At 57.5% G+C, this 22,114-nt stretch carries 22 protein-coding genes and 1 other RNA gene; 14 read left to right on the top strand and 9 right to left on the bottom strand.

Going from position 1 to position 22,114, the window contains the following annotated elements; all coding sequences use genetic code 11:
- Positions 1–60: 60 nt before the first annotated feature.
- The 6 genes from WA922_RS06680 to WA922_RS06655 form a co-directional block, all read right to left on the bottom strand.
- A complete protein-coding gene (locus tag WA922_RS06680; protein ID WP_424770907.1) occupies positions 61–804 on the bottom strand; it encodes an anti-sigma factor in 744 nt (247 codons plus the stop codon).
- The gene (locus tag WA922_RS06675) at positions 801–1,379 is read right to left on the bottom strand and encodes a sigma-70 family RNA polymerase sigma factor (protein WP_424770906.1); all 579 of its coding nucleotides are present in this window, start codon (positions 1,377–1,379) and stop codon (positions 801–803) included. The genes WA922_RS06680 and WA922_RS06675 overlap by 4 nt, the downstream gene beginning before the upstream one ends.
- Positions 1,376–2,368 carry a cation diffusion facilitator family transporter gene (locus WA922_RS06670; protein ID WP_424771005.1) on the bottom strand — a complete coding sequence of 331 codons (993 nt, stop codon included), beginning with the start codon at positions 2,366–2,368 and terminating at the stop codon, positions 1,376–1,378. Before WA922_RS06670 ends, WA922_RS06675 begins: the two co-directional genes overlap by 4 nt.
- Before the next feature lie 4 nt (positions 2,369–2,372).
- Positions 2,373–3,041 (bottom strand): monofunctional biosynthetic peptidoglycan transglycosylase, encoded by a 669-nt coding sequence (gene mtgA, locus WA922_RS06665; RefSeq protein WP_424770905.1) that lies wholly within the window; start codon positions 3,039–3,041, stop codon positions 2,373–2,375.
- Between the two features lie 122 nt (positions 3,042–3,163).
- Positions 3,164–4,066, bottom strand: coding sequence for an RNA polymerase sigma factor RpoH (rpoH, locus tag WA922_RS06660; protein ID WP_424770904.1), 903 nt, complete (start codon positions 4,064–4,066; stop codon positions 3,164–3,166).
- 123 nt (positions 4,067–4,189) lie between these two features.
- The gene (locus tag WA922_RS06655; RefSeq protein ID WP_424770903.1) at positions 4,190–5,134 is read right to left on the bottom strand and encodes an RluA family pseudouridine synthase; all 945 of its coding nucleotides are present in this window, start codon (positions 5,132–5,134) and stop codon (positions 4,190–4,192) included.
- Positions 5,135–5,190: 56 nt separating this feature from the next.
- Here WA922_RS06655 and WA922_RS06650 point away from each other — a divergent pair, with 56 nt between their 5' ends.
- The 8 genes from WA922_RS06650 (at position 5,191) to WA922_RS06615 (ending at position 12,625) form a co-directional block, all read left to right on the top strand.
- Positions 5,191–5,586, top strand: coding sequence for a Mov34/MPN/PAD-1 family protein (locus WA922_RS06650; protein WP_424770902.1), 396 nt, complete (start codon positions 5,191–5,193; stop codon positions 5,584–5,586).
- Positions 5,587–5,777: 191 nt separating this feature from the next.
- Positions 5,778–6,437, top strand: coding sequence for a histidine phosphotransferase family protein (locus tag WA922_RS06645; RefSeq protein ID WP_424770901.1), 660 nt, complete (start codon positions 5,778–5,780; stop codon positions 6,435–6,437).
- A 49-nt stretch (positions 6,438–6,486) separates the two neighbouring features.
- On the top strand, positions 6,487–7,191 hold the full coding sequence (locus tag WA922_RS06640; RefSeq protein ID WP_424770900.1) for an N-acetylmuramoyl-L-alanine amidase: 705 nt from the start codon (positions 6,487–6,489) through the stop codon (positions 7,189–7,191).
- Between the two features lie 7 nt (positions 7,192–7,198).
- Positions 7,199–7,619: RNase P RNA component class A (gene rnpB / locus WA922_RS06635), an RNA gene on the top strand.
- A 76-nt stretch (positions 7,620–7,695) separates the two neighbouring features.
- Positions 7,696–9,642: an alkyl/aryl-sulfatase gene (locus WA922_RS06630; RefSeq protein WP_424770899.1), complete on the top strand. Its 1,947-nt coding sequence runs from the start codon at positions 7,696–7,698 to the stop codon at positions 9,640–9,642.
- Between the two features lie 4 nt (positions 9,643–9,646).
- Positions 9,647–10,315, top strand: coding sequence for an aquaporin (locus tag WA922_RS06625; RefSeq protein WP_424770898.1), 669 nt, complete (start codon positions 9,647–9,649; stop codon positions 10,313–10,315).
- Positions 10,302–11,801, top strand: a complete 1,500-nt coding sequence (locus tag WA922_RS06620) for a flavin-containing monooxygenase (RefSeq protein WP_424770897.1) — start codon at positions 10,302–10,304, stop codon at positions 11,799–11,801. The genes WA922_RS06625 and WA922_RS06620 overlap by 14 nt, the downstream gene beginning before the upstream one ends.
- A 14-nt stretch (positions 11,802–11,815) precedes the next feature.
- Positions 11,816–12,625 carry a hypothetical protein gene (locus tag WA922_RS06615; protein ID WP_424770896.1) on the top strand — a complete coding sequence of 270 codons (810 nt, stop codon included), beginning with the start codon at positions 11,816–11,818 and terminating at the stop codon, positions 12,623–12,625.
- Here WA922_RS06615 and WA922_RS06610 read toward each other — a convergent pair.
- A complete protein-coding gene (locus WA922_RS06610; protein ID WP_424770895.1) occupies positions 12,622–13,932 on the bottom strand; it encodes a UDP-glucose dehydrogenase family protein in 1,311 nt (436 codons plus the stop codon). The two genes, WA922_RS06615 and WA922_RS06610, sit on opposite strands and share 4 nt — an antisense overlap.
- Positions 13,929–14,735 carry a metallophosphoesterase family protein gene (locus WA922_RS06605; RefSeq protein ID WP_424770894.1) on the bottom strand — a complete coding sequence of 269 codons (807 nt, stop codon included), beginning with the start codon at positions 14,733–14,735 and terminating at the stop codon, positions 13,929–13,931. The genes WA922_RS06610 and WA922_RS06605 overlap by 4 nt, the downstream gene beginning before the upstream one ends.
- A gap of 279 nt (positions 14,736–15,014) precedes the next feature.
- Here WA922_RS06605 and WA922_RS06600 point away from each other — a divergent pair, with 279 nt between their 5' ends.
- Positions 15,015–15,758 (top strand): TorF family putative porin, encoded by a 744-nt coding sequence (locus WA922_RS06600; protein WP_424770893.1) that lies wholly within the window; start codon positions 15,015–15,017, stop codon positions 15,756–15,758.
- A gap of 215 nt (positions 15,759–15,973) precedes the next feature.
- Positions 15,974–16,411 (top strand): VOC family protein, encoded by a 438-nt coding sequence (locus tag WA922_RS06595; protein ID WP_424770892.1) that lies wholly within the window; start codon positions 15,974–15,976, stop codon positions 16,409–16,411.
- Between the two features lie 60 nt (positions 16,412–16,471).
- On the opposite strand, the gene nhaA is transcribed toward WA922_RS06595, so the two are convergent.
- The gene (gene nhaA, locus WA922_RS06590) at positions 16,472–17,686 is read right to left on the bottom strand and encodes a Na+/H+ antiporter NhaA (RefSeq protein WP_424770891.1); all 1,215 of its coding nucleotides are present in this window, start codon (positions 17,684–17,686) and stop codon (positions 16,472–16,474) included.
- Between the two features lie 99 nt (positions 17,687–17,785).
- Here nhaA and WA922_RS06585 point away from each other — a divergent pair, with 99 nt between their 5' ends.
- From WA922_RS06585 to WA922_RS06570, 4 genes are all read left to right on the top strand, one after another.
- Positions 17,786–19,186, top strand: coding sequence for a glycosyl transferase family protein (locus WA922_RS06585; RefSeq protein WP_424770890.1), 1,401 nt, complete (start codon positions 17,786–17,788; stop codon positions 19,184–19,186).
- Entirely contained in the window at positions 19,183–20,340 is a 1,158-nt protein-coding gene (locus WA922_RS06580) for a hypothetical protein (protein WP_424770889.1), read from the top strand. Before WA922_RS06585 ends, WA922_RS06580 begins: the two co-directional genes overlap by 4 nt.
- Positions 20,341–20,439: 99 nt before the next feature.
- Positions 20,440–21,354: a sulfite exporter TauE/SafE family protein gene (locus WA922_RS06575; RefSeq protein WP_424771004.1), complete on the top strand. Its 915-nt coding sequence runs from the start codon at positions 20,440–20,442 to the stop codon at positions 21,352–21,354.
- Positions 21,351–22,106, top strand: coding sequence for a TIGR02186 family protein (locus tag WA922_RS06570; protein ID WP_424770888.1), 756 nt, complete (start codon positions 21,351–21,353; stop codon positions 22,104–22,106). Before WA922_RS06575 ends, WA922_RS06570 begins: the two co-directional genes overlap by 4 nt.
- Positions 22,107–22,114 lie beyond the last annotated feature (8 nt).

Below are 22,114 nucleotides of genomic sequence, written 5' to 3'. Positions count from 1 at the left end.
GCCCCGTCCTTGCCTGATAGTGAAGCTACGCTTCAGCAGGTGATATGGATGCAAATTAATTCAAGTTTCTGAAAAAGCACCTGATGCGACTACGGGACCGGGCGTATTCGCGTCGGCTGCGCCGCCCAGCGCTTCCCGGCTCAGCGCGATCTGCGCGCCTGGCACGATTTTCGCAGCAAGCGCGGGATCGATGGTCACGCGGCGCTCTGCACCGGGCACCACAACGCCGAGCGACCTTGCGCCATCATCTGGAGTAACCAGCCATAATTCGTGATCATGCACGCCGTCCGCGGTCAGTCCGCTGGCAGAGACCAGCATTTCGGACCTGCCGGGCAGATAGGTTATGGCCAGGCGAAGCGGCGTGCCCACGATGGGGATATTGGCCATCAAGGGCGGCTGGTTGATATCTTGTCCCGCAGTGTTTGGCGGCAGACCGGCCGAGTCCGGGTTTACGACAGAAAAAGCAAATGCACAAACCGCCACTGCCGCTGCGGCAGATGCGGCAAGCTGCCAGCGGCGCACACGCTGTTTCAGTGTCACGACTTCTGCGGAGGGAGCCTGACGGTATAATTCGGCGGCTATCCGCGCCCAGACCTGCGGGGAGGGGTCAGCACTTTGCGTAATGTCATGAAGCGGAGCAAGTTTGTTTTCCCAGTCCGCCACTGCCGCTGCGAAACCGGTATCACTGGCCATCAGGCCGCGCGCCGTGACCAGTTCCTCCCCCTCTAGCAGGCGCAATGCATGCTCTGCGGCCAGCCGGTCCATCTCGGGCGATCGCGGGTGCTGTTGATCGGGACGGGTCATGTTTCCAAACACTTTTTCAATTTGGCAAGGCCGCGCCGGACCCAGCTTTTCATTGTGCCCAGCGGCACGTTTTGCGTTTCGGCCATCTCGGCATAGGTCGCGCCATTGAAAAAGGCGGTACGGATGGCGGCGCGTTGCCGGTCTTCCAGCTTAGCAATGCATCGATGCACTTTGGCGTCGCTTTCCTGCGTTTCCAACAGGGCATCCGCGAGCGGTGCAGTGTCGCGAATGTCTATCGCATCGTCCACCGGGGCGCTGGCGCGCGTCATTTGCGCGCTGCCGGAATTGAGCGAACGCAACCGGTCAATTGCGCGATTGCGCGCGAAGGTCGCGAGCCAGCTAATCGGGCTCGCCCGTTCCGGATCATAGCGGCGCGCACTGCGCCACAGGCTGATATATACGTCCTGCAAAGCATCCTCGGCATCATCACGGTCACCCAAGATACGCAGGCAAATGCCAAATAGTTTCGCCGATGTGGCTTGATAGATAAATTCGAGCGCCGATTGGTCGCCATCAGCCAGCCGCGCAATCGCTGCTTTCAGCTCCTCGCGGGCCTGATCGACGGCGGCGCTCATGCAGCGCATCCCTCGACCAATTGCGCGCATTCTCGGTTCTGCTCGATCTGGATGGTCGCGTGGCCGATAGAGTGATGATGGTCCAATTCTCTGGCAATATCATGCAGGAATACATCGCCGGGATGGCCCGCTGGCATGACCAGATGCGCGGTGAGAGCGGTTTCGGTTGTGCTCATCGGCCAGATATGCAGATCATGCACCGCGTCGACCCCGGGCAGCGCGGCCAAATAACCGCGCACGCTGCTTTCACAAATACCCTCGGGTACGCCGAGCAGACCCATCTTGACGCTGTCTTTCAGCAAGCCCCAGGTACCTCGCGCAATGATTGCAACGATTATCAGGCTGGTTGCCGGATCGATCCAGGCCCCGTTGATCCCCCGGGCCCCGGTCCAGACAATCGCGATACCGGCGATCACCACGCCAGCGGAGACAAGCGCATCGGCGGCCATGTGCAGATAGGCACCGCGAATGTTTAGATCATGCTTGCTGCCTTTCATAAATAGCAGCGCAGTAAAGGTGTTGATGACGATACCGATGCTTGCGACGATCACCACCGTCATTCCCTCAACCGGCGCAGGGTCTGCGATTCGGTGCAGCGTCTCAAACAAAATTGCGCCCATAGCAAATAACAGCAATGCGGCATTGGCAAGAGCGGCCAAGATGGTCGAGCTCTTATAGCCATATGTGAAGCGATCGGTCGGCGCGCGTTTGGCCGCCAGGCTTGCGCCCCATGCCAGCAGCAAGGCGAGTACATCCGACAGGTTGTGACCGGCATCAGCGACCAGCGCCATCGACCCGGACACGAAGCCATAGGTCGCCTCCACGATCACGAAAGCGGCGTTGAGGATGATTCCGATGGCAAAGGCGCGGCCGAAATCTGCTGGGGCATGGCTGTGGCCAGAATGCCCATCACCATTACGCACAGCACCGGCGTGCGAATGCCGATGGCTGTTTCCATTGGATCGGCTGTGAGAATGTGCGGCGCCCATCAGATCATTCGTAAACGCAAGAATCCAATCCGTCACGCCTTACCGCGCCCATGCGCGCTGCAATTGTATTGCCATAGCGTCGGGTAAAGCCAGTGGGGTTGGTGACAGAGCGTTTTTGCGGCAGGGGCAGAGCGGCAGCCATCCGGGCGGCCTCTATCGTGCTTAATTTGGCAGCCGAGCGATCAAAATACCGCTGCGCGCCCGCTTCTGCGCCGTAAGTGCCAATGCCGGTTTCTGCAACATTCAGGTAGACTTCCATGATCCGCCGCTTGCCCCAGATTTTCTCGATCAGGAAGGTGAACCACGCCTCAAAACCCTTGCGGACATAGCCGCCGCCTTGCCACAGGAACACATTTTTCGCGGTCTGTTGACTGATGGTGGAGCCGCCTCTGATCCGTCCTCCTTCGCGGTTGCGTTTGATCGCGGTTTCGATAGCCTGCGTGTCAAAACCGTTATGGCTGCAGAATTTGCTATCCTCCGCAGCGATAACGGCGGACACCAGATTGCGGTCAATATTGGACAGCGTTTCCCAATCCTTTGTGATCCCGTCGCCATTCATCACCATAGTGGCGGTAACCGGTGGCGGAACAAATTTGAATAGGAGCACAAAGGCAAGGCTGAGGCCGGTGAACCACAAGACGGTCTTGGCAAGGAAGCGGGCAATGCGGATCATCAGTACCGTTTACTGTATGCGATCGCTCCCGCCAACCCAAACCCCGCCAAAACAAACCGCGCCAAAACAAACCCCGCCGGCATCGCTGCCAGCGGGGTCTTTCGTGATGCTACCGGGTAAAATTACGCAGCTGACGGCATGAACCGTTCACCTGCGATGCTCTTCATTGCCTTTTGCAATTTCTCGAACGCGCGCACTTCGATCTGGCGAATACGTTCGCGGCTGACTGAATATACCTGGCTAAGCTCTTCGAGCGTTTGCGGATTTTCTGTCAGGCGGCGTTCGGTAAGAATGTGTTTCTCGCGCTCGTTCAGGCTGCCCATTGCTTCGGCAAGCATTTCGTGGCGCACCTCTGCCTCTTCGGCATCGGCAACGGTTTCGTCCTGCAAGGGGCGGTCATCAACCAGCCAATCCTGCCACTGTCCGCCATCGTCCTCGTCACCGCGCATTTTGGTGTTGAGCGAGCCATCGCCGCCCATCATCATGCGCCGGTTCATATTGATGACTTCTTGTTCAGCCACGCCCAGAGTGGTCGCGATCTGTGTTACATCATCGGGATGCAAATCGCTGTCTTCATAGGCTTCCAGCTCTTTTTTCATCCGGCGAAGGTTGAAAAACAGCTTCTTCTGTGCGGCAGTGGTACCCATTTTTACCAGTGACCAGCTACGCAGGATAAATTCCTGCATGCTCGCCTTGATCCACCACATTGCATAGGTGGCAAGGCGGAAGCCGCGCTCTGGTTCGAATTTTTTCACGCCTTGCATCAGGCCGACATTACCTTCGGAAATCAGATCCGATACCGGCAGGCCGTAGCCGCGATACCCCATTGCGATTTTCGCGACGAGACGCAGGTGACTGGTCACCAATTGCGCAGCCGCTTCGGGATCTTCGTGTTCCGCATAGGCTTTGGCGAGCATATATTCCTGCTCCGCCGTCAATACCGGATATTTCTTGATTTCGGCCAAATAACGGTTGAGGCTCTGCTCGCCGCCAAGGGCCGGGATCTTTGCTACTGTATTGCTCACTCTATCCTAACCTTTCTATCGCCAGCCGCATGTTCACGGACCCCTGATGGGCATCCGCAGGTTCGGGCCGCATGGTTACATATAGACGCACTTACAAAGAATTTGCAGTGCTATTCATCTAATTTAACGCATAGTTTCGTCGATCAGTTCCCGCATATCTGCAGGTAGACCGGCATGAAACTCCACATATTCGCCGGTCACAGGGTGATTGAACCCCAATGACGCCGCGTGAAGAGCCTGCCGGACAAAGCCGAGCCGCTGGAGAATCGGCCGTAAAACTGCACCTGTACGTCCATATACTGGGTCCCCTAATAACGCATGGCCGATTGACGCAAAGTGAACGCGCACCTGATGGGTTCTACCGGTTTCAAGCCGGCATTCGACCAGACTCGAATTATTAAGTTTTTCAAGAGTTTTGTAGTGCGTGACCGCATGTTTTCCGCGCCCCGAACCCTCATCCAGAACGGCCATCTTTTTGCGGTTGCCGAAAGAGCGCCCGATGATCCCTTCGATCGTGCCATCGGCTGGCGCTGGATAGCCGCCGCATACCGCCATATAGCGGCGATGGACCGAATGGTCAGCAAACTGCGCGGCCAACCCTTCATGCGCGGCAGCAGATTTGGCGACCACCAGCAAACCAGACGTGTCCTTGTCAATTCGGTGGACAATGCCCGGACGCGCGACTCCGCCGATACCGGACAATTGGCCGTGACAGCGATGAAGCAGCGCGTTGACCAGAGTGCCGGTCAGATTGCCCGCCGCAGGATGGACGACCATTCCGGCAGGTTTATTGACGACAATCAGATGCGCGTCCTCAAAGGTGACCTCCAGCGCAATGTCTTCCGGTTGCGCTTCGGGCTCTGTCGTGGGCGGAACATCGATGATGAAATGCGCACCCGCCTGCATTTTTGCTGACGGATTGGTCGCGGTGGTTTTGCCCACGCGTACTGCGCCTGCTGCCATCAAGGTTTTGACCCGCTCACGCGATAGCCCTGATGCCTCGGCCAGCAATTTGTCGAGGCGGCCCGACGCTGCAAGAGTACCGGTGATGGTGGAAGTTTCTGACACATCCGTTCCATAACCTGTTGCATCGGGCTTGTCTCTATATGCTAGAGCCGGTTCTGATGGATGTACAGATTGCCCAAATTGCGCTTGAAACCGTACTGTCGGCTGCCCACGGTGCAGGGCAGGCAGAATGCTGCGGCTTGCTCTTGGGCCGCGGCAACGCGGTCACGCGTGCCGAACCAGCGCGCAATGTCCATCCAAACCCGCAGACACATTTTGAGATTGATCCGGCAGCCCTGATCGCTGCGCACAAGGCAGCACGCGAAGGCGGCGATGCGTTGCTGGGGTACTATCACTCGCATCCCAACGGACTGGCGCGCCCGTCACCCACCGATGCGGCGATGGCGGCGGGTGACGGGACAGTCTGGGCCATTGTTACTCGCACTGAGGTGACGTTCTGGCGTGATACTCCGCACGGGTTTGCGCCGCTTTCCTACTCGGTTACAGGCGAGTAATTCGCTGCGATGCCCGTTCGCACGCCTTCTCTGAATGTCCCATCAAACCTGCCAGGAGCGGTTTTTTCCATAGGCGGGTGGCGGCGGCACGAATTTAGGTTAATACAGTGTCCCATGTGTCCCTTTCCTACAGATTTATGGTCCTTTCCGACAAATATATGTCCCTTCCCAACAAGAAACGTCCCGCCACAATGAACGATAATTCTTCTGTCGATCTCGCCGCTTTGCTGTGTTCACGGCTGTGCCATGATCTCCTCAGCCCGGTTGGCGCGATGAGCAACGGGCTGGAATTGCTCGCGGATGAGAGCGATCCGGCGATGAAACAGCAATGTATGGAATTGCTGGGACAAAGCGCCAAGACAAGTACCGACAAGCTCAAATTCTTTCGGCTCGCTTATGGCGCAGCGGGCGGTTTTGGCGAAATGGTCGAAGTGGCAGAGCCCAAAGCGGTTATCGATGCGCTGATTGCCGATAAAAAGCGGGTTGACGTTAACTGGGCAATGGATGCCGCCAAGCTCCCCAAAGATGCGGTCAAAGTCATGCTCAATTTCGCGCATATGGCGCTTGACGCGCTGGTGCGCGGCGGCACGCTGGATATTGGCGCGGAAATAGTGGGCGGCAATAGCGAGATCGTGGTCCGCGCAGCGGGCGCAAAAATCGCTTTTGATGAAAGCATCGGCAAGGCGCTGGAAGGCAATCTGCCCGCTGAGGAATTATCCAGCCGGACCGCGCCCGCGCATATGCTCTATCTGCTGGCTGAAAAATCGGACGGCGGCTTGCAATATCAATTGAGCGATGATGCGCTGGTTCTGGGCGCCGTGTTACCCCAGCCGGAAGGTCTTATCGGCTGATGGTCCTGCCGCACATTCTGGATAATTACCCCTACGATCATGCCGTGATATGAAGGACGAGTTGGTTCATCACACACGGCTGTCGCCCAATTGCAATGCGCGGCAATTGCCGGTCACGATGGCGGTGCTGCATTATACAGAAATGCAACCGGTTGAGACGGCGCTGGACCGGCTGTGCGATCCCGAGGCGCAGGTGAGCGCGCATTATCTGATCAGCGAGGAAGGCGAAGTTACCTTGCTGGTGCCGGAGGACAAGCGGGCATGGCATGCAGGGGCAAGCTATTGGCGCGGGATCAAGGACGTAAACTCCGCCAGTATTGGAATTGAACTGGATCATCCAGGGCATCGGCTGGGTTACCGGCCCTTTGCCGATGCGCAGATCGATGCGCTGATCCCGCTGCTTCACCGGATCGTGAAGCAGTATAATATTCCGCGTGCCAATGTGGTCGCGCATTCCGATGTCGCGCCCGCGCGCAAGACCGATCCGGGGGAATTGTTCCCTTGGGAACGGCTGGCGCAGCTGGGACTGGCGATTGAAACGCCCAAACCCAGCCTGACCGATGTGTTCGATAATGATGGGGCGGTCTATCTCGCTCTTGAACGCTATGGCTATGACATTACGGACGGGCCCAGGGCGGTGGAGGCCTTTCAGCGCCGCTGGTGCCCGCGGACCATAGACGGCGTGATCAATGCAGAAATCCGCGCGATATTGTTCCAGCTTTTGCTCGACAGGGATCGCGGAGCCGCTAGATAGGCAGCCGTCAGGGGGCCGGGCAACCGCGTATGGGGTAACTCATCCGAGGAAAGTCCGGGCTCCACGAAACAAGGGTGGCGGGTAACGCCCGCCGGGCCTCAAAACTGCAAAGCGGCGAGGTTCAGGGACAGTGCCACAGAGAGAAAACCGCCCCGCATGCGGGGTAAGGGTGAAAGGGTGCGGTAAGAGCGCACCGCGCGGTTGGCAACAATCGCGGCATGGTAAACCCCACCCGGAGCAAGGCCAAATAGGGGCGGCGCGCTGAGAATTTCGGTTCACGGCAGGTCGGTTTCGGACTGTGATCGCCCGGGTTGGCTGCTTGAGCTGCGGAGCAATCCGCAGCCTAGAGGAATGGTTGCCCTTGGCGGGCAGGTCCGCTGCGGATACCGCTGCCAAGACAGAACCCGGCTTACAGGCCCCCTGACGTTGCATCTGGGCTGGAAAAAGCGCTTGCCTTGATCCGATAGATTGTCCCAGAAGGCCGAGTAATAGGGGGGGAATATAATGCACGCAGCAAGATCGCTCGTCGCGGCCGCCATCGCCGGTTTGGCATTGGGGAATGCCAGTCCTCCGCAGGGCGCCGCAACCGATCAGACAGCGCAGCACAACCAGGCCGTTGCCGAGCGGCTGCCGCTGTCCGATCCGCAGGACTTCGCCGATGCCCGGCGCGGTCTGCTGGCTCAGCTCGACAGCGATATTGCGGCGTCTGATGGCTCCATCGCATGGAGTATTGACACGTTTGATTTCCTGCAAGGTGCGGCACCGCCTACCGCCAACCCCTCGCTATGGCGACAAAGCCAATTGGCGGCGATCCACGGATTGTTCGAAGTGGTTCCGGGTATCTACCAGATACGCGGATATGACCTGTCCGTAATGACATTGATTGCGGGCGACAGCGGTTGGATAGTGATCGATCCCCTGCTAAGTGCGGCCCCGGCGCGCGCTGGACTGGAACTTGCCAACGCGACGCTGGGTCAAAAGCCGGTTGTCGCTGTGCTCTACACGCACAGCCATGCGGACCATTTTGGCGGCGTGATGGGGGTAACCTCTCGCGAAGAATTGGCAGCAGGCGATGTTGTGATTTACGCGCCGCACGGCTTCACTCGGGAAACCGTTGGCGAAAGCGTATTGGCAGGCAACGCGATGAGCCGCCGCGCGCAATATCAATTCGGCACCAATGTTCCCCCTGGTCCAGCTGGCGCAATCGGTGTCGGGCTTGGTCCGAAATTATCGGCAGGCACGATCGGATTATTGCCGCCGTCCCGCGAATTGTCCCCAGACGGGGAAACACTGGATATTGACGGGATCACGTTTGAATTTGTCGATGCGGGCCAGACCGAGGCACCGTCCGAATTTGTATTCTATCTGCCGCAGTTCAATGCTTTTCACGGCGCTGAAGTCGTCACGCGGGTGCAACATAATATTCTCACCCCGCGCGGCGCGATTGTACGCGACAGCCTGCAATGGAGTCGCAAGATCGACGAATTCCTTATGCGGTTTGGCAGCAGAAGCGACGTCATGCTGGCTTCGCATCACTGGCCGAGCTGGGGCGGGGAGGCTGTGCGCGCAAAATTGCGCAATCAGCGCGATGCCTATCGCTACATCCACGATCAGACATTGCGCATGGCCAATCAGGGTATGACTATGGACGAGATCGCGGAAGCTATTGGCGAACCCGATTTCGCCACCACGGATTTTGGGGTGCGCGGATATTACGGCACGTTCGAACATAATTCGAAAGCCGTATATCAGCGTTATTTCGGATGGTGGAATGCCGTTCCTGCCGATTACGCAGCACTGCCCAAAGTCGAAGAGGCGAAAAAATGGATCGCGGCATTGGGCGGCGGCGCGGCGGCTCTCGCCCAGGGCGAGAAAGCATTTTCTGATGGAGATTATCGCTGGGGTGCGCGTTTGCTGCAAACGCTGGTTTTCGCAGAGCCTGACAATGCGGCTGCGAAAGCGTGGTTAGCCGCGATTTATGAGCAGCTGGGCTATCAAGCGGAAGGCGGTACCTGGCGCAATATTTACCTCTCTGCTGCGCTGGAATTGCGCGCTCCGGCAGACAATGACAGCTTGAACACGGTGACGGCTTCGGTCCTGGCGGCGGTTCCAACGCTTGATCTGTTTGACGCATTGGCTGCGCGGTTCAACCCGAAGAAAATGCAAGGTGCGGAAGCTGTGTTGACGTTCAATTTTCCTGATACGCAGGAGAGCATTTCGGTGGATATGCGAAAAAGTGTGCTGTTTCCGCGCGCCGGAACCGCGCCGGATGCCGCCGTCACCCTGTCGATCAGGCGCAGCGACCTGAATCTACTGCTTGCGCAGGAGGTGCAGCTGCCTCAGCTCCTGGCATCAGGGGCCGCGACATTTGCAGGCGACATCGCTGTGCTGGGCACTTTGTTTGGCGCATTGGATGAGCAGGCACCGTATTTCGAAATTGTGCGGCCTTAAGCGCATGAGTGACACAGTGACCACGCTACGCAAGCTTTTAGCCGAAGCCCTCGGCAGCTTTTTCCTGTTTGCCTGCGTTATCGGCTCGGGCGTCATGGCGGAAGATCTGGCCAACGGAAATAACGCCGTGGCTTTGCTGGGCAACACGATTGCGACCGGAGCCATATTGGCGGTGCTGATTGCGATGCTCGGGCCGGTGTCAGGCGCGCATTTCAATCCTGCGGTTACGCTGGCCTTCCGTATTCGGGGGGAAATCCCAACGGGTGAAGCGTTCGCGTTTGTTGGTGTGCAGATTGCCGCCGGTATCGCCGGCGTATGGGCCGCGCATGTGATGTTCGATCTGGACGTGCTGCAATATTCGCTCAAGCCCCGAACGGGCACCGGCCAATGGCTGGGAGAGTTCATTGCAACGTTTGGATTGGTGCTCACCATTCTGGGCACGATCCGGGTCAACGCAGCATGGGTGCCCGCCAGCGTCGGGCTGTATATTACGGCGGCCTATTGGTTCACATCATCGACGAGCTTTGCAAATCCCGCTATTACGATTGCCCGTAGCCTGTCGGATACGTTTGCCGGTATCGCACCGGCCGATGTGATCGGCTTTATCATTGCGCAATTGGCCGGGGCGGTGTGCGCGGTGCTGATCATAAAGCCGCTTTATGGGGACCAATGATATGCGTGTAGCGATTATCGGATCGGGCGCGTCGGGTATTGCAGCGGCATATTATTTGATGGATCGCGGCATTGACGATGTCACTCTGTTCGAAAAAGCTGCGCAGATGGGCGGGACCTGGCGCGATAACCGCTACCCCGGCGTGGCCTGCGATGTTCCGTCACATTTGTACCGGTTCACTTTCGCGCCCAACGCAGAATGGACACAGCGATGCTCGCCGGGTGACGAAATACAGCGATATATGGTAGATGTCGCGCATAAAACGGGCATCTATGATCATATCCGCTTCGATAATGAAGTGACCGAGGCGGTCTATTCAGACGGCCGGTGGAGCGTTACCACCGATGCCGGCCCGCAAGGCATTTTCGATGCAGTCATATCCGCAGGCGGCGCGCTGCATCACCCTAAAATGCCTGGCATTGACGGTATTGATAGCTTCGCGGGTAAGGCCTGCCACTCCGCGCGGTGGGATGATACGCTGGATCTCGGCGGCAAACGGGTTGGCATTATCGGCAGCGGATCAACCGGAACGCAGATCGTGTGTGCTGTGGCGGACGTGGCAGCACAGCTCACTCTGTTCCAGCGAACGGCGCAATGGATCATGCATCTTCCCAATCATCCGATCGACGAGGGGAAGCGTCAGGAATATCGCGATGATGCTGCATCAATGGACAGCTATTATCACTATCTCGCGGATCGGTTTAACAGTGTGTTTGCCGATGCTGTGTCCGGCCATAACGCAGAAGCATACGCGCATATGGCGCAGGCCTGCATGGTTAATCTCAATACCAATGTGCACGATCCAGAATTACGCGCCAAGCTGACGCCTGATTACAAGGTTGGCTGCAAACGCCTGGTTGTGTCTGACCGGTTCTATCAGGCGATCCAGCAGCCAAATGTACATCTGGAAACTGCCGATATCGCGCATATCGAGCCCGCGGGCGTGCGCACTGCCGATGGCATTCTGCACTCGCTGGACGTCATCATTTACGCAACCGGTTTTCACGCGCATAGCCTGTGCCACCCAATGCGCATCACCGGGCGCGACGGGGGCGATTTGCTGGAGCAGTGGAAGACTGGCAACGCCGCGTACCGGTCTGTTGCGGTTCCTGGGTTTCCCAACTGGTTTATGGTGGGCGGGCCCAACAGCCCGATTGGCAATTTCAGCTATCTGATGACTGCAGAGATGCAGGCCAGATATATCGCATCCTTGATCGGCGAAATTGCAGAAGGCCGCGCGCGCACAATCGAACCAAAAGACGATGTCACCCATGCTTATAATGCACAGCTTCGTAATGCGATGGCGGGGACCATTTGGACAAGCGGCTGCGATAGCTGGTATTTCGATCCGCAAGGCCGCGTGGCATCCTATCCGTGGAGTTACGCCCGGTTTGCTGAAGAGATGCAGGTGCCCGCGCTCGATGATTTTATCGTTGAGCGCAGTTTCAAACGCCGTATGGCCCGGCGGAACCGGCCGCAGGGTTAACGGTTGAAAATATCATGAAACACACAGTCCGCCAGCGCAGCCTTGCCCAGCGTGTGGCCATCCCGCTTGCCGTGTTCTGGCAGATCGGCGCGACATTCCTCCCGCAATTGGGACTGGGTGAACCCATTGGCGACCGCTCTGATTCTGTAAGGACACTCATCACGCCGTCCGGCTGGGCTTTCTCGATATGGGGGCTCCTGTTTTTAGGCTCCGCAATTTATGCGGTGTGGCAGGCGCTGCCCGCGCAAAAACACAATGATCTGATCGGGCGGATCGGCTGGGCATCTGCAATTGCGCTCGCTGCGCAAGGGGCGTGGGCAACCTATACGCAATGGGCCAATCTCACCGCCATGTCGGTGGTAATCATTCTTACGTCACTGGGTGCATTGCTGGTGGTTTTGCGAGAGCTGGTCGCTGTCCAGCGGCCATTTACGGCGGGCGAACGGTGGATCGCCGGGCTGACTTTCAGCGCGCTGGCAGCGTGGCTTACTGCGGCATCAATCGTCAATATAGCCGCAACGCTCACATATTACGGACTGGGCGGCGGTTTCGCGCATCCTTTTATCGCAGCCGGTATCATTCTGATCGGCGGGACTATCGCGGCGATAGCCGTCTGGCGCAGCCGCGGTAACCCGTGGTATGCGCTGGTATTTTGCTGGGCATTGCTGGCGATATATTTTCGCGGCGGGCAGGAAAGCTGGGCCATCGCGGTAGCCACAGCTGTCTCTGCATTGGCGGTGATATATGCCGTTCTGGCAAAATTGAGCGACCGCACAGACCGCCACCATTGGCTGGGCGGCGGGGCGTCTGCAGCAGCGGTTTAACTGCGGCCGATACTCGAATATTCGAAACCTGCCGCGCGCACATCATCGGGGGTGTAGATATTGCGCAGATCAACGAGCACCGGTGCTTTTGCAAGCGCCTTGACCCGTTTCAGATCCAGCGCACGGAATGCATCCCATTCCGTGACAATTGCAACCGCATCAGCGCCCTTAATCGCGGTATAGGGATCGGTCATCATCGTGACTTCGGGCATGAGCGGAGCGGCTTGCTCCATACCTTCAGGATCATACGCTTCGACCACGACTCCTGCATCATGCAGCGTCTGCGCCACAGCGATTGCCGGGCTATCGCGCATATCGTCCGTGTTTGGCTTGAAAGTCAGTCCCAGCAGAGCGACTTTTTTGCCGCGCGCCGCATCGGGGCCGCCCAACGCATCAATGACTTTTCGGCCCATCGCGCGTTTGCGGGTATCGTTGGTTTTTACTACAGCCTCAATAATGCGCACCGGGCTCTCGTAATCCTCTGCGGTTTTCAGCAGCGCGAGGGTATCTTTGGGGAAGCATGATCCGCCATAGCCGGGACCGGCATTGAGAAACTTTGGGCCAATCCGGTTGTCGCTGCCGATGCCTCGGCTGACATCCTGTACGTTGGCGCCCACTTTCTCGCACAGATCTGCCATTTCGTTGATAAATGTGATCTTCGTCGCCAAAAATGCATTGGCCGCATATTTGATCAGTTCCGCGCTGCGGCGGCTCGTAAACATGATCGGGGACTCGTTCAGATATAGCGGCCGGTACACTTCGCGCATAATATCGCGGGCAAATTCGTCTTCTGTGCCGATTACGATCCGGTCAGGACGCTTGAAATCACTGATCGCGGCCCCTTCGCGCAGAAATTCGGGGTTGGAAACAACCGCCGCTGTGTGCGCCGTGCCGCTTGCGTCCAGAATGCGCTCAACCTCATCCCCAGTGCCAACCGGAACGGTCGATTTGGTGACAATAACCGCATCGTTGGCGAGATTGGCGCCTATATCTTCGGCAACGGCGTAGACGAACGACAAATCAGCATGGCCATCCCCGCGCCGACTGGGTGTTCCCACTGCGATGAAAATTGCCTGCGCATCCTTGATGCCGTCAGCCAGTTCGGTAGTGAAGGACAGGCGCCCGGATTTGACATTTTTGCCAACCAGTTCAGCCAGGCCGGGTTCGAAAATCGGCATGACACCATCATGCAGCCGGTCAATTTTGGACTGGTCCTTGTCAATACATACCACATCATGCCCGAAATCGGCAAAGCATGCCCCAGAAACCAGGCCGACATAGCCCGAGCCCACCATTGCAATTTTCATTGTGCAGCATCCCTTTTCTGGATCAAGATTGTGCCGTTGGCATCTTCGATGGCCTGAATGTAGCGGCGCGTGGTTCCTTGAAGGACAATAGCAGTTAATTTCCCGAATTTATATGCGCCCGTATCTAGCCCGATCCGGTTGGCGCGCTGGTCAATCTCTTCGGCAATAGTATGACCATGAACAATCATATGCGAGTGCTGCTTGGTCGAATTGAGGAACGGGTCGCGTATCCAGCGCGTGTCACGCCTGCGCTGTTCGGACACCGGTCGTTCTGGATCGATCCCGGCATGTACGAACACATAATCGCCGATTTCGATTATCTCTTCAAAGCCTTTGATGAAATTGCGGTCCGATTTGGGAATCAGCGCCTTCATCATTTTCTGTAATTCTTCGGTGGTTGAACCGTTGAATGTCTTGATTGAAACGCCGTAGCTGAGAATGGTTTCGCGTCCGCCATGCTTCAGAAAATGCCGCATGACATCGATACTTTTGAACGCATCGAGCAGCATTTCCTCGTGATTGCCGATCAGATAGCGCACCGTATGCCGGTCCTGCAATGCACGCGCGGCTTTGATAACACCTGCACTGTCAGGGCCGCGGTCGATCAGATCACCCAGCAGCACGATAGTCGTATTGGCCTTGCCGCTTTTCCGGTCATCCTTCTCAATGGCCGCAACCAGCGCATCGAACAGATCACGCCGGCCATGAATATCGCCTATTGCATAGACGCGCTCGCCCTCGGGCAGACGCGGGGCGCGCTGCGAGGACTTTCTGCGAAATGCCTTGCGAATGGGATTGAACATCGAAGCTTATGGAATCCAGAGATTTGGCGTGCAAATATGCGGCGGCCATAGGACAGGCCAATGCGTGCTGCAATGATCGAGCATAGCGGCACGTGTACCAATGTGATGTAAAAAGCCCACACATTTACCCGCGTTGTGCTGATTGCGGTAATATCTCTTGTGCGATGCAGCATTCATCGGCAAGTTTATTTCATATTTGCACGAGACCGCACACCAAAATGAAGCGGCCGGCAATTATGCAGGTGGGACGTAGCAACACCAAACCAAGGAATTTATGGTATGCAATCGTCCATTCGCGGCATGACCGCAGCAACTCTCGCAGCGTGCGCTGTACTGTCTTCCACATCTGCCATCGCGCAGGAAGAAGACTCCTCTATCTCCGTTTCCGCCAATGTCGCTTTGACGAGCGAATACCGTTTTCGCGGCGTTGACTTGTCCGGCGGTGAACTGGCCATTCAGGGCGGCGTTGATGTCGCACATGATTCGGGCTTCTATATCGGGACATGGGCGTCTTCTCTTGACGAGACCACCGTGGGCTTCGGCAGTACCGAACTCGATATTTACGGCGGCTGGAGCGGTGAAGTAACCGACGGCGTCAGCATTGATGTCGGCGTCATCCAGTATATCTATCCGGACGCGGGTCCGGGTGATTTTGATTACACCGAATTTTACGGTTCTGTCGGTTTCACTTTCGGCCCGGCAGAGGCTACGCTCGGCCTGGCCTATGCACCCGATCAGGATTCGCTTGGCAGCACTGACAATACATATATCTATACCGACCTCGGGGTTGGGATTCCCGATACGCCGATCACGGTTACCGGGCATTTGGGTTATACTGATGGCTTCCTGACATTCACCGGTGATAGCAAGGCGTTTGACTGGTCGGTTGGTGCAGAGGCGGCGGTCCCGACGACACCGCTGACCCTGGGTATCGCCTATGTCGGCGCAGAGGGTGATATTGTTGCCCCGGCGTATGACTTTGTTGACGACGCGGTCGTCTTCACGCTGAGCGCCAGCTTCTAAAACGGGCTAGCGCGCGCGATCAGGCCCGTTTCGTCTGTAGGGGGTGCAGGCGGGACGGGCCTTTTCCTTGTGCCGTACAGATGGATGCGCCGGCTGCTAGCAGCCCCGGCGTGCAATTTTCAGTATATCTCCCGAAATTCTGTGGCTAGTGCTGATGCGACCAGACCGCCAAACCGCGCATTCCGCGCAGTTCCGGCGCTGCGAAGGGAGCTTTGATGACCAAATATTTGCACAGCATGATCCGTGTCAGCGATCCCGAAGCGACAGTCGAATTCTTCAAACTGATCGGCCTGGAAGAAGTGCGGCGATTTGACGTGGAGGCCGGTCGTTTTACACTGATCTTCCTCGCGGCACCGGGGCAGGCGGGCATAGCCGAAGTCGAACTCACCTATAACTGGCCGTCTGCAGACGGCACTGAGCCCGAACGCTATGATGGCGGGCGCAACTTTGGCCATCTCGCTTACCGCGTCGAGAATATCTACGCGACCTGCCAGCGTTTGATGGATGCAGGCGTAACCATCAATCGTCCGCCGCGTGATGGGCATATGGCGTTTGTCCGCTCACCCGATGGCATTTCCATCGAACTGCTTCAGGATGGCAATCTGCCGCCGCAGGAGCCTTGGGCGAGCATGGAAAACACTGGCAGCTGGTAAGCGCGCCTGGGCCTGTTCTGGGCCAGTGCTGGGGCAGTGCTGGGCCAGTGCCGGACCAAGTTACGCGAGACTGGTTCCTGCGGTTGGGTCGTTGGGATGCGTAGTCGTCAAGCGCAACACCACATATCCCAAGACCGCAGAAACCACGGAGCCAGCCAGAATACCGATTTTCGCCTCGTCAATCAGCAGGCGATATTCAGGGAATGCCAATTCGCCGATGAATAGCGACATGGTGAAGCCGATACCGCACAGGATCGATACACCCCAGATCTCTGCCCAGCTTGCGCCTATGGGCGGTTTGGCGAAGCCGATTTTCGCGGCAATGAAGATGCAGCTGAAAATGCCGACTTGCTTTCCAAAAACCAGTCCCGCTGCAACCGCCAGCGGCAATGGATCGAGCATCTTGTCCATGCCAACATCGCTCAGATTCACGCCCGCATTGGCAAAACCGAAGATCGGTACGATGGCATAGGCACTCCACGGCGCAAGGCCGTGCTCCATTTTTTCCAGCAAACTGTTGCCGTCCTTTGTGTTCATCGGAATGGTCAGCGCGGCCACCACACCGGCAATGGTCGCGTGGACGCCTGAATTAAGCACGCAGAACCACAGGACCAGCGCGACCAGAATATAGGCCCACACACGCGCCACGCCAAATCTGTTCATGGCCACCATCACGCCGAAAACAGCCAAGGAAGCAACCAGCCACATAAGTTTGATATTGGCTGTATAGAACGCGGCGATGACCAGCACGGCGCCAATATCATCCACGATCGCAACAGTCAGCAGGAACAGCCTTAGGGAAGCCGGAACCCGGCTGCCGAGGAGCCCCAACACTCCCATCGCAAAGGCGATGTCGGTTGCCGCCGGAATCGCCCAGCCGCGTATCAACTGCGGATCGCCGCCAGCAATGGCGATGTAAACTGCGGCGGGTACGAGCATACCGGCAATGGCCGCGAGAACGGGCAAACGGCGCTGTTCGGGTGTGGAAAGCTGGCCGCAGATCAGTTCCCGTTTCACTTCAAGCCCGACCACGAAAAAGAAAATCGCCATCAGGCCGTCATTGATCCAGTAATGCAGCGTGTCGAGTTTCCCGATCGGGGTCCAGCCCAGTTTTCCGTTGAACAATGTCGTATATTCGGTTGCCAGATCAGAGTTGGCCGCAAGCATCGCCGCGGCTGCAACGACGATAAGCAGGATTCCGGCAGACGCATCGCTGACAAACAGCGCGCGGACAGGAGCAAAGACGGAGCGAAGCGGTAATTTTTTTTCAGCCATATTGTTGCCCCCTTTTCGCAATTCTTTACACGTTGCAAGGGCTGCGTTCGTACGGTAGTCCTATTTGCGATGAGGACCTCACGGGCAGGGGTCAAAAAATTGGGCGATTTCACTGCATGGCAGTGGTTTGTGCTGTTCCAGCACGAATTGCTATTATTCGCCGGAGTGTTCTTTTTAATCGGGTCATTAGACGAGCTGATCGTCGATCTGGCGTGGTTCTGGCTGAAGCTGACCGGGCGTGCCAAGACGGCCCGCTTCACTGCGGCTGGAAGCGGCGCTCGGCTGTCACTGCAGGATAGCCACGCGATTGTCTTTATTCCAACCTGGCAGGAAGCCGCAGTGATCGGTGCGACCATCCGTCACGCGCTGACGGTGTGGCCGCAAAAAAATATCCGCTTCTATATCGGCTGTTATCGCAACGATCCTGAAACGATGGCGGCAGTGATCCATGCAGCGCGCGGCGATACGCGGTTGCGGATGGTAGTTAACGACCGCGCCGGCCCGACAACCAAAGCGGATTGCCTGAACCGTCTGTATCAAGCTCTTCAAACTGACGAGGCGCAGCAACGCTTTACCAGCGGGTTTATCGTGTTGCACGATGCAGAAGACATGGTTGACCCTGCCGCTCTTGCGCTGATGACATCGGCTATGGAACGCTCTGATCTGGTGCAATTGCCGGTTTTGCCGGTCAAGCAGCCATCATCGCTGTGGATATCTGGTCACTATCAGGAAGAATTTGCCGAAGCGCATGGCAAAGCGATGGTGGTGCGCGATGCCATGCGGGCCGCGATGCCGCTGGCCGGTGTGGGCTGCGCTATTTCGCGGCAAACGCTGACCGCTCTGGCGGAAACAAAGCCTGACCGATTGCCGTTTTCGGCAGAATGCCTCACCGAAGATTACGAGCTGGGTCTGGGTGTGGCGGAATTGGGCGGCTCGGCCCGCTTTATTCGAATGCGTGATGACAGTGGTGATCTGATCGCAACGCGCGCATGCTTCCCAAAAGAATTGGACCAGGCGGTGCGGCAAAAAACGCGCTGGATACACGGTGTCGCGCTTCAGGGTTGGGACCGGCTGGGATGGAAAGCGCGCCCCGCAGAAATCTGGATGCGGCTGCGCGACCGGCGCGGGCCGCTTACTGCTCTGGTGCTGGCCACCGCGTATATTCTGCTGATTCTATCGACCCTTGGCTGGGTGCTGTCAGCAAATGGCTATGGCGAGCCTGCTGCATTGCCGGAGGGATTGAAATGGGTCCTGACGCTAAATTTCATCAGCTTCATGTGGCGCGCTATCATGCGGTTTGCGTTTACGACACGCGAATATGGCTGGCGCGAGGGCTTATGCGCGGTGCTGCGCATTCCGGTCACGAACATCATTGCAATCATGGCAGGGCGGCGCGCTTTATTTGCATATATCGGGACATTGGCCGGGCAATTGCCGCAATGGGACAAGACCGATCATGCCGCCCACCCGTTGCTTATACATAAGAAAGCGCGGGCGTGAACTTAGTTGCGCAGCGACAGACCATTGCGGCAACCACCAGGTCCGCCGGGCAGCCGCTCTATGCGTTGATCGGTGTCTTACTGTTGTATATCGCCCTGCGCGCATATTGGTGGGAAATGCCTCTCTCTCAGATGCCCCCGGCTTTGACGAGCGAAGGCGTACATACTGCGCAGAAGGCGGCTGCTGACCAGCCGCCTTCTGCGCGAACGCCGGAACACAGACCAATGAATGATATCGGGTTTGCGCAGCAGGTAGCATTACCGTTCACTGCTGACAGGCAGATTTTGCTGCTGGATGGATTCGCCAATCCAGCCGTGCAGGACGATGGTTTAAGCAATTCCGGCTTGGAGACTGGTCCACCAGATGCCGGTCCGCTTATGCCCTCGCTCGCTGCATTATCGCCGCCAGACATCACCGCGATGGGCCCGTTACCGCGATTGGCCGCCGCCCCGGAACCCCCGCCCGACATACGCTCTTTCGATGCGGCAGAGGAGCAGAGATGGTCGCTGAATGGCTGGTTGCTCTACCGTTCTGACAATGTGGCTGGACCGCTGTCAGCTAGCGGGCAAAGGCCGCCGACATATGGGGCAAGCCAGGCGGGCGCGGTGCTCCGGTACCGGCTTGCACCAACCAGTGCGCATCGGCCCGCCGCCCATATGCGCGTTACATCCGCGCTTGAAAAAACCCGCGAACAGGAATTGGCGGCCGGTATTTCGGCGCAGCCGATGCCCAGAATTCCGGTGATTATCGCTGCCGAGGCGCGCGTCAGCCGCCAGAATGCGGGCACCGAAATCCGGCCCGCGCTGTTTGCCTATACACAGATGCCCGCCATATCTCTGCCGCATGAATTCCGCGCGGAAGTCTATGCGCAAGCCGGATATGTCGGCCGTGATTTTTCCACTCTCTTTGCCGACGGGCAAGCCCGAATTGATCGGGAAGTTGCCCGCGCTCGCTTTGCCGCAATACGCGCTGGCGGCGGCATATGGGGCGGCGCTCAGGATGGTGCCGAACGGCTGGACATTGGCCCTTCGATCAGTGCAGAGCTTGATATTGCCGGGAGGCCGGCCAGACTGTCTGCCGATTACCGATACCGCGCTGCGGGCAGGGCTGATCCGCAGAACGGCGCAGCCATCACGCTCACTACAGGTTTCTAGTTCCCAAAAAGCACTATTGGCGCGGATTATACGGCTGCCGTCATGTCTCCTTCTTTCCACCCCAATCGCGCTGGGTTAAGGGGAGGTATGGAAGATCTCCTGCCCGTCTACCTTCCCATTGCAAACCTGTCAGTCAATGGTGCGGTTATCGTCCTGCTTGGGGCGCTGACGGGTATTTTGTCGGGCCTGTTCGGAGTGGGTGGAGGATTTCTGACCACACCCCTGCTGATCTTTTACGGCATCCCGCCCACGGTGGCGGCGGCATCAGCATCGACACAGGTCACCGGGGCAAGCGTATCGGGCGTTTTCGCCCATTCCAAGCGCAACGGAGTCGATTACAAGCTTGGCGGCGTGACCGTGGTTGGCGGCATCTTTGGCGCGATGATCGGGGCCGTGCTGTTTCGCTTCTTCCAATCGGTCGGCCAGATCGATGTGGTGATCAATATTCTATATGTGGTCATGCTCGGCACGATCGGATCGCTGATGGCCAAGGAGGCTTTGGATGTCATCCGGCCGCGCGAGAATGCAGAGGCTGTTGCCGCACCCAAAAGGCGGCACCATCGCTTGGTGACAGCCTTGCCATTGCGCTGGCGGTTCTATCGTTCCGGTTTGTATATCTCGCCATTTGCGCCGCTTATTCTTGGCGTGATTGTTGGCATTCTGACAATGCTGATGGGCGTTGGCGGCGGTTTTATTCTGGTCCCGGCGATGCTGTATATTCTGGGGATGAGCGCGGGCGTGGTTGTTGGCACGTCCTTGTTCAATATCCTGTTTGTCACGATTGCTACCACGATGATGCATGCGCTGACGACACAGGCGGTTGATATTGTGCTGGCCGGTCTTTTGCTGTTCGGGTCGGTTACTGGCGCTCAGTTTGGTACTTTGATTGCGCAAAAGGCAAAACCGGAATGGCTCCGGCTGATCCTCGCGGCCATCGTTTTGGTGGTGGCATTGCGGATGTTCTTCGGGCTCGGTTTTCAGCCGGACGAGATTTATACGGTAACGCCATTATGATCCGCTACCTGTTTCTTGCGCTGTGCCTCCTGGCCCTGCCGGCGCAGCGTGATCCGATTCTGGTGCCCGAAGTTTCCCAGCACGAGGTGCAGGTGCAACAGGGTTTTGTCGGCACCGAACTGCTGCTGTTTGGCGCGATCCTTGATCCATCGGGGGCGCGGGCGGGCCAGCAATATGATATCGTCGTTATTTTGAAAGGACCCACGGAACCCATCCAGCTGAGGGAGAAAGACCGCATTGGCGGCATCTGGATGAACGCAGAAAGCACCGCCTTCCGGTCCGCACCGTCCTTTTTTGCCGTGGCATCCTCCACCGATATTGCGAGCATTGTTGATGAGCGGACAGCCGCCATTTACGAGCTGGGACTGGATTTCATCCAGCTTTCCCCCAGCGGCACAATCGATCCCGAAGAACAGGCCCGTTTTACCGAAGGTTTTGTTGATCTGCGCCAGCGGCAGGGCCTGTTCAAGGAAGATATGGACGGCGTCCAGATTAACGAACAGGTGCTGTATCAGGCGCGGATCACGCTTCCATCAAATGTGCAAACGGGCCAATATACCGCAGAAACATTCGCCATCTCGCGGGGCCGCGTAATTGCCTCCGAAATTGCCGAGGTCAATGTGCGCAAAGTTGGGTTTGGCCGTCTGGTCGAGATATTCGCGCAGCAGCAATCGCTGTTTTACGGCCTGTTTGCAGTGTCGCTGTCGATCCTGATGGGGTGGATGGCTGGCCGCCTGTTTGCCATGATCTAATCTGGCCT

Origin of the sequence: Pontixanthobacter sp., assembly GCF_049682855.1 — a bacterium.
Classification (GTDB): domain Bacteria; phylum Pseudomonadota; class Alphaproteobacteria; order Sphingomonadales; family Sphingomonadaceae; genus Pontixanthobacter.
The sequence above is the reverse complement of the archived record's forward strand: the minus strand, read 5'-3'. Positions and strand labels throughout refer to the sequence as shown.

Coding starts and splice junctions, on each gene's coding strand:
- mtgA (WP_424770905.1), bottom strand. CDS start 3,041: ATGATCCGCATTGCCCGCTTCCTTGCCAAGACCGTCTTGTGGTTCACC.
- WA922_RS06570 (WP_424770888.1), top strand. CDS start 21,351: ATGATCCGCTACCTGTTTCTTGCGCTGTGCCTCCTGGCCCTGCCGGCG.
- WA922_RS06670 (WP_424771005.1), bottom strand. CDS start 2,368: ATGGGCGCCGCACATTCTCACAGCCGATCCAATGGAAACAGCCATCGG.
- nhaA (WP_424770891.1), bottom strand. CDS start 17,686: ATGGCTGAAAAAAAATTACCGCTTCGCTCCGTCTTTGCTCCTGTCCGC.
- WA922_RS06645 (WP_424770901.1), top strand. CDS start 5,778: ATGAACGATAATTCTTCTGTCGATCTCGCCGCTTTGCTGTGTTCACGG.
- WA922_RS06610 (WP_424770895.1), bottom strand. CDS start 13,932: ATGAAAATTGCAATGGTGGGCTCGGGCTATGTCGGCCTGGTTTCTGGG.
- WA922_RS06650 (WP_424770902.1), top strand. CDS start 5,191: ATGGATGTACAGATTGCCCAAATTGCGCTTGAAACCGTACTGTCGGCT.
- WA922_RS06595 (WP_424770892.1), top strand. CDS start 15,974: ATGACCAAATATTTGCACAGCATGATCCGTGTCAGCGATCCCGAAGCG.
- WA922_RS06630 (WP_424770899.1), top strand. CDS start 7,696: ATGCACGCAGCAAGATCGCTCGTCGCGGCCGCCATCGCCGGTTTGGCA.
- WA922_RS06605 (WP_424770894.1), bottom strand. CDS start 14,735: ATGTTCAATCCCATTCGCAAGGCATTTCGCAGAAAGTCCTCGCAGCGC.
- WA922_RS06615 (WP_424770896.1), top strand. CDS start 11,816: ATGAAACACACAGTCCGCCAGCGCAGCCTTGCCCAGCGTGTGGCCATC.
- WA922_RS06620 (WP_424770897.1), top strand. CDS start 10,302: ATGGGGACCAATGATATGCGTGTAGCGATTATCGGATCGGGCGCGTCG.
- WA922_RS06680 (WP_424770907.1), bottom strand. CDS start 804: ATGACCCGTCCCGATCAACAGCACCCGCGATCGCCCGAGATGGACCGG.
- WA922_RS06675 (WP_424770906.1), bottom strand. CDS start 1,379: ATGAGCGCCGCCGTCGATCAGGCCCGCGAGGAGCTGAAAGCAGCGATT.
- WA922_RS06600 (WP_424770893.1), top strand. CDS start 15,015: ATGCAATCGTCCATTCGCGGCATGACCGCAGCAACTCTCGCAGCGTGC.
- WA922_RS06640 (WP_424770900.1), top strand. CDS start 6,487: ATGAAGGACGAGTTGGTTCATCACACACGGCTGTCGCCCAATTGCAAT.
- WA922_RS06625 (WP_424770898.1), top strand. CDS start 9,647: ATGAGTGACACAGTGACCACGCTACGCAAGCTTTTAGCCGAAGCCCTC.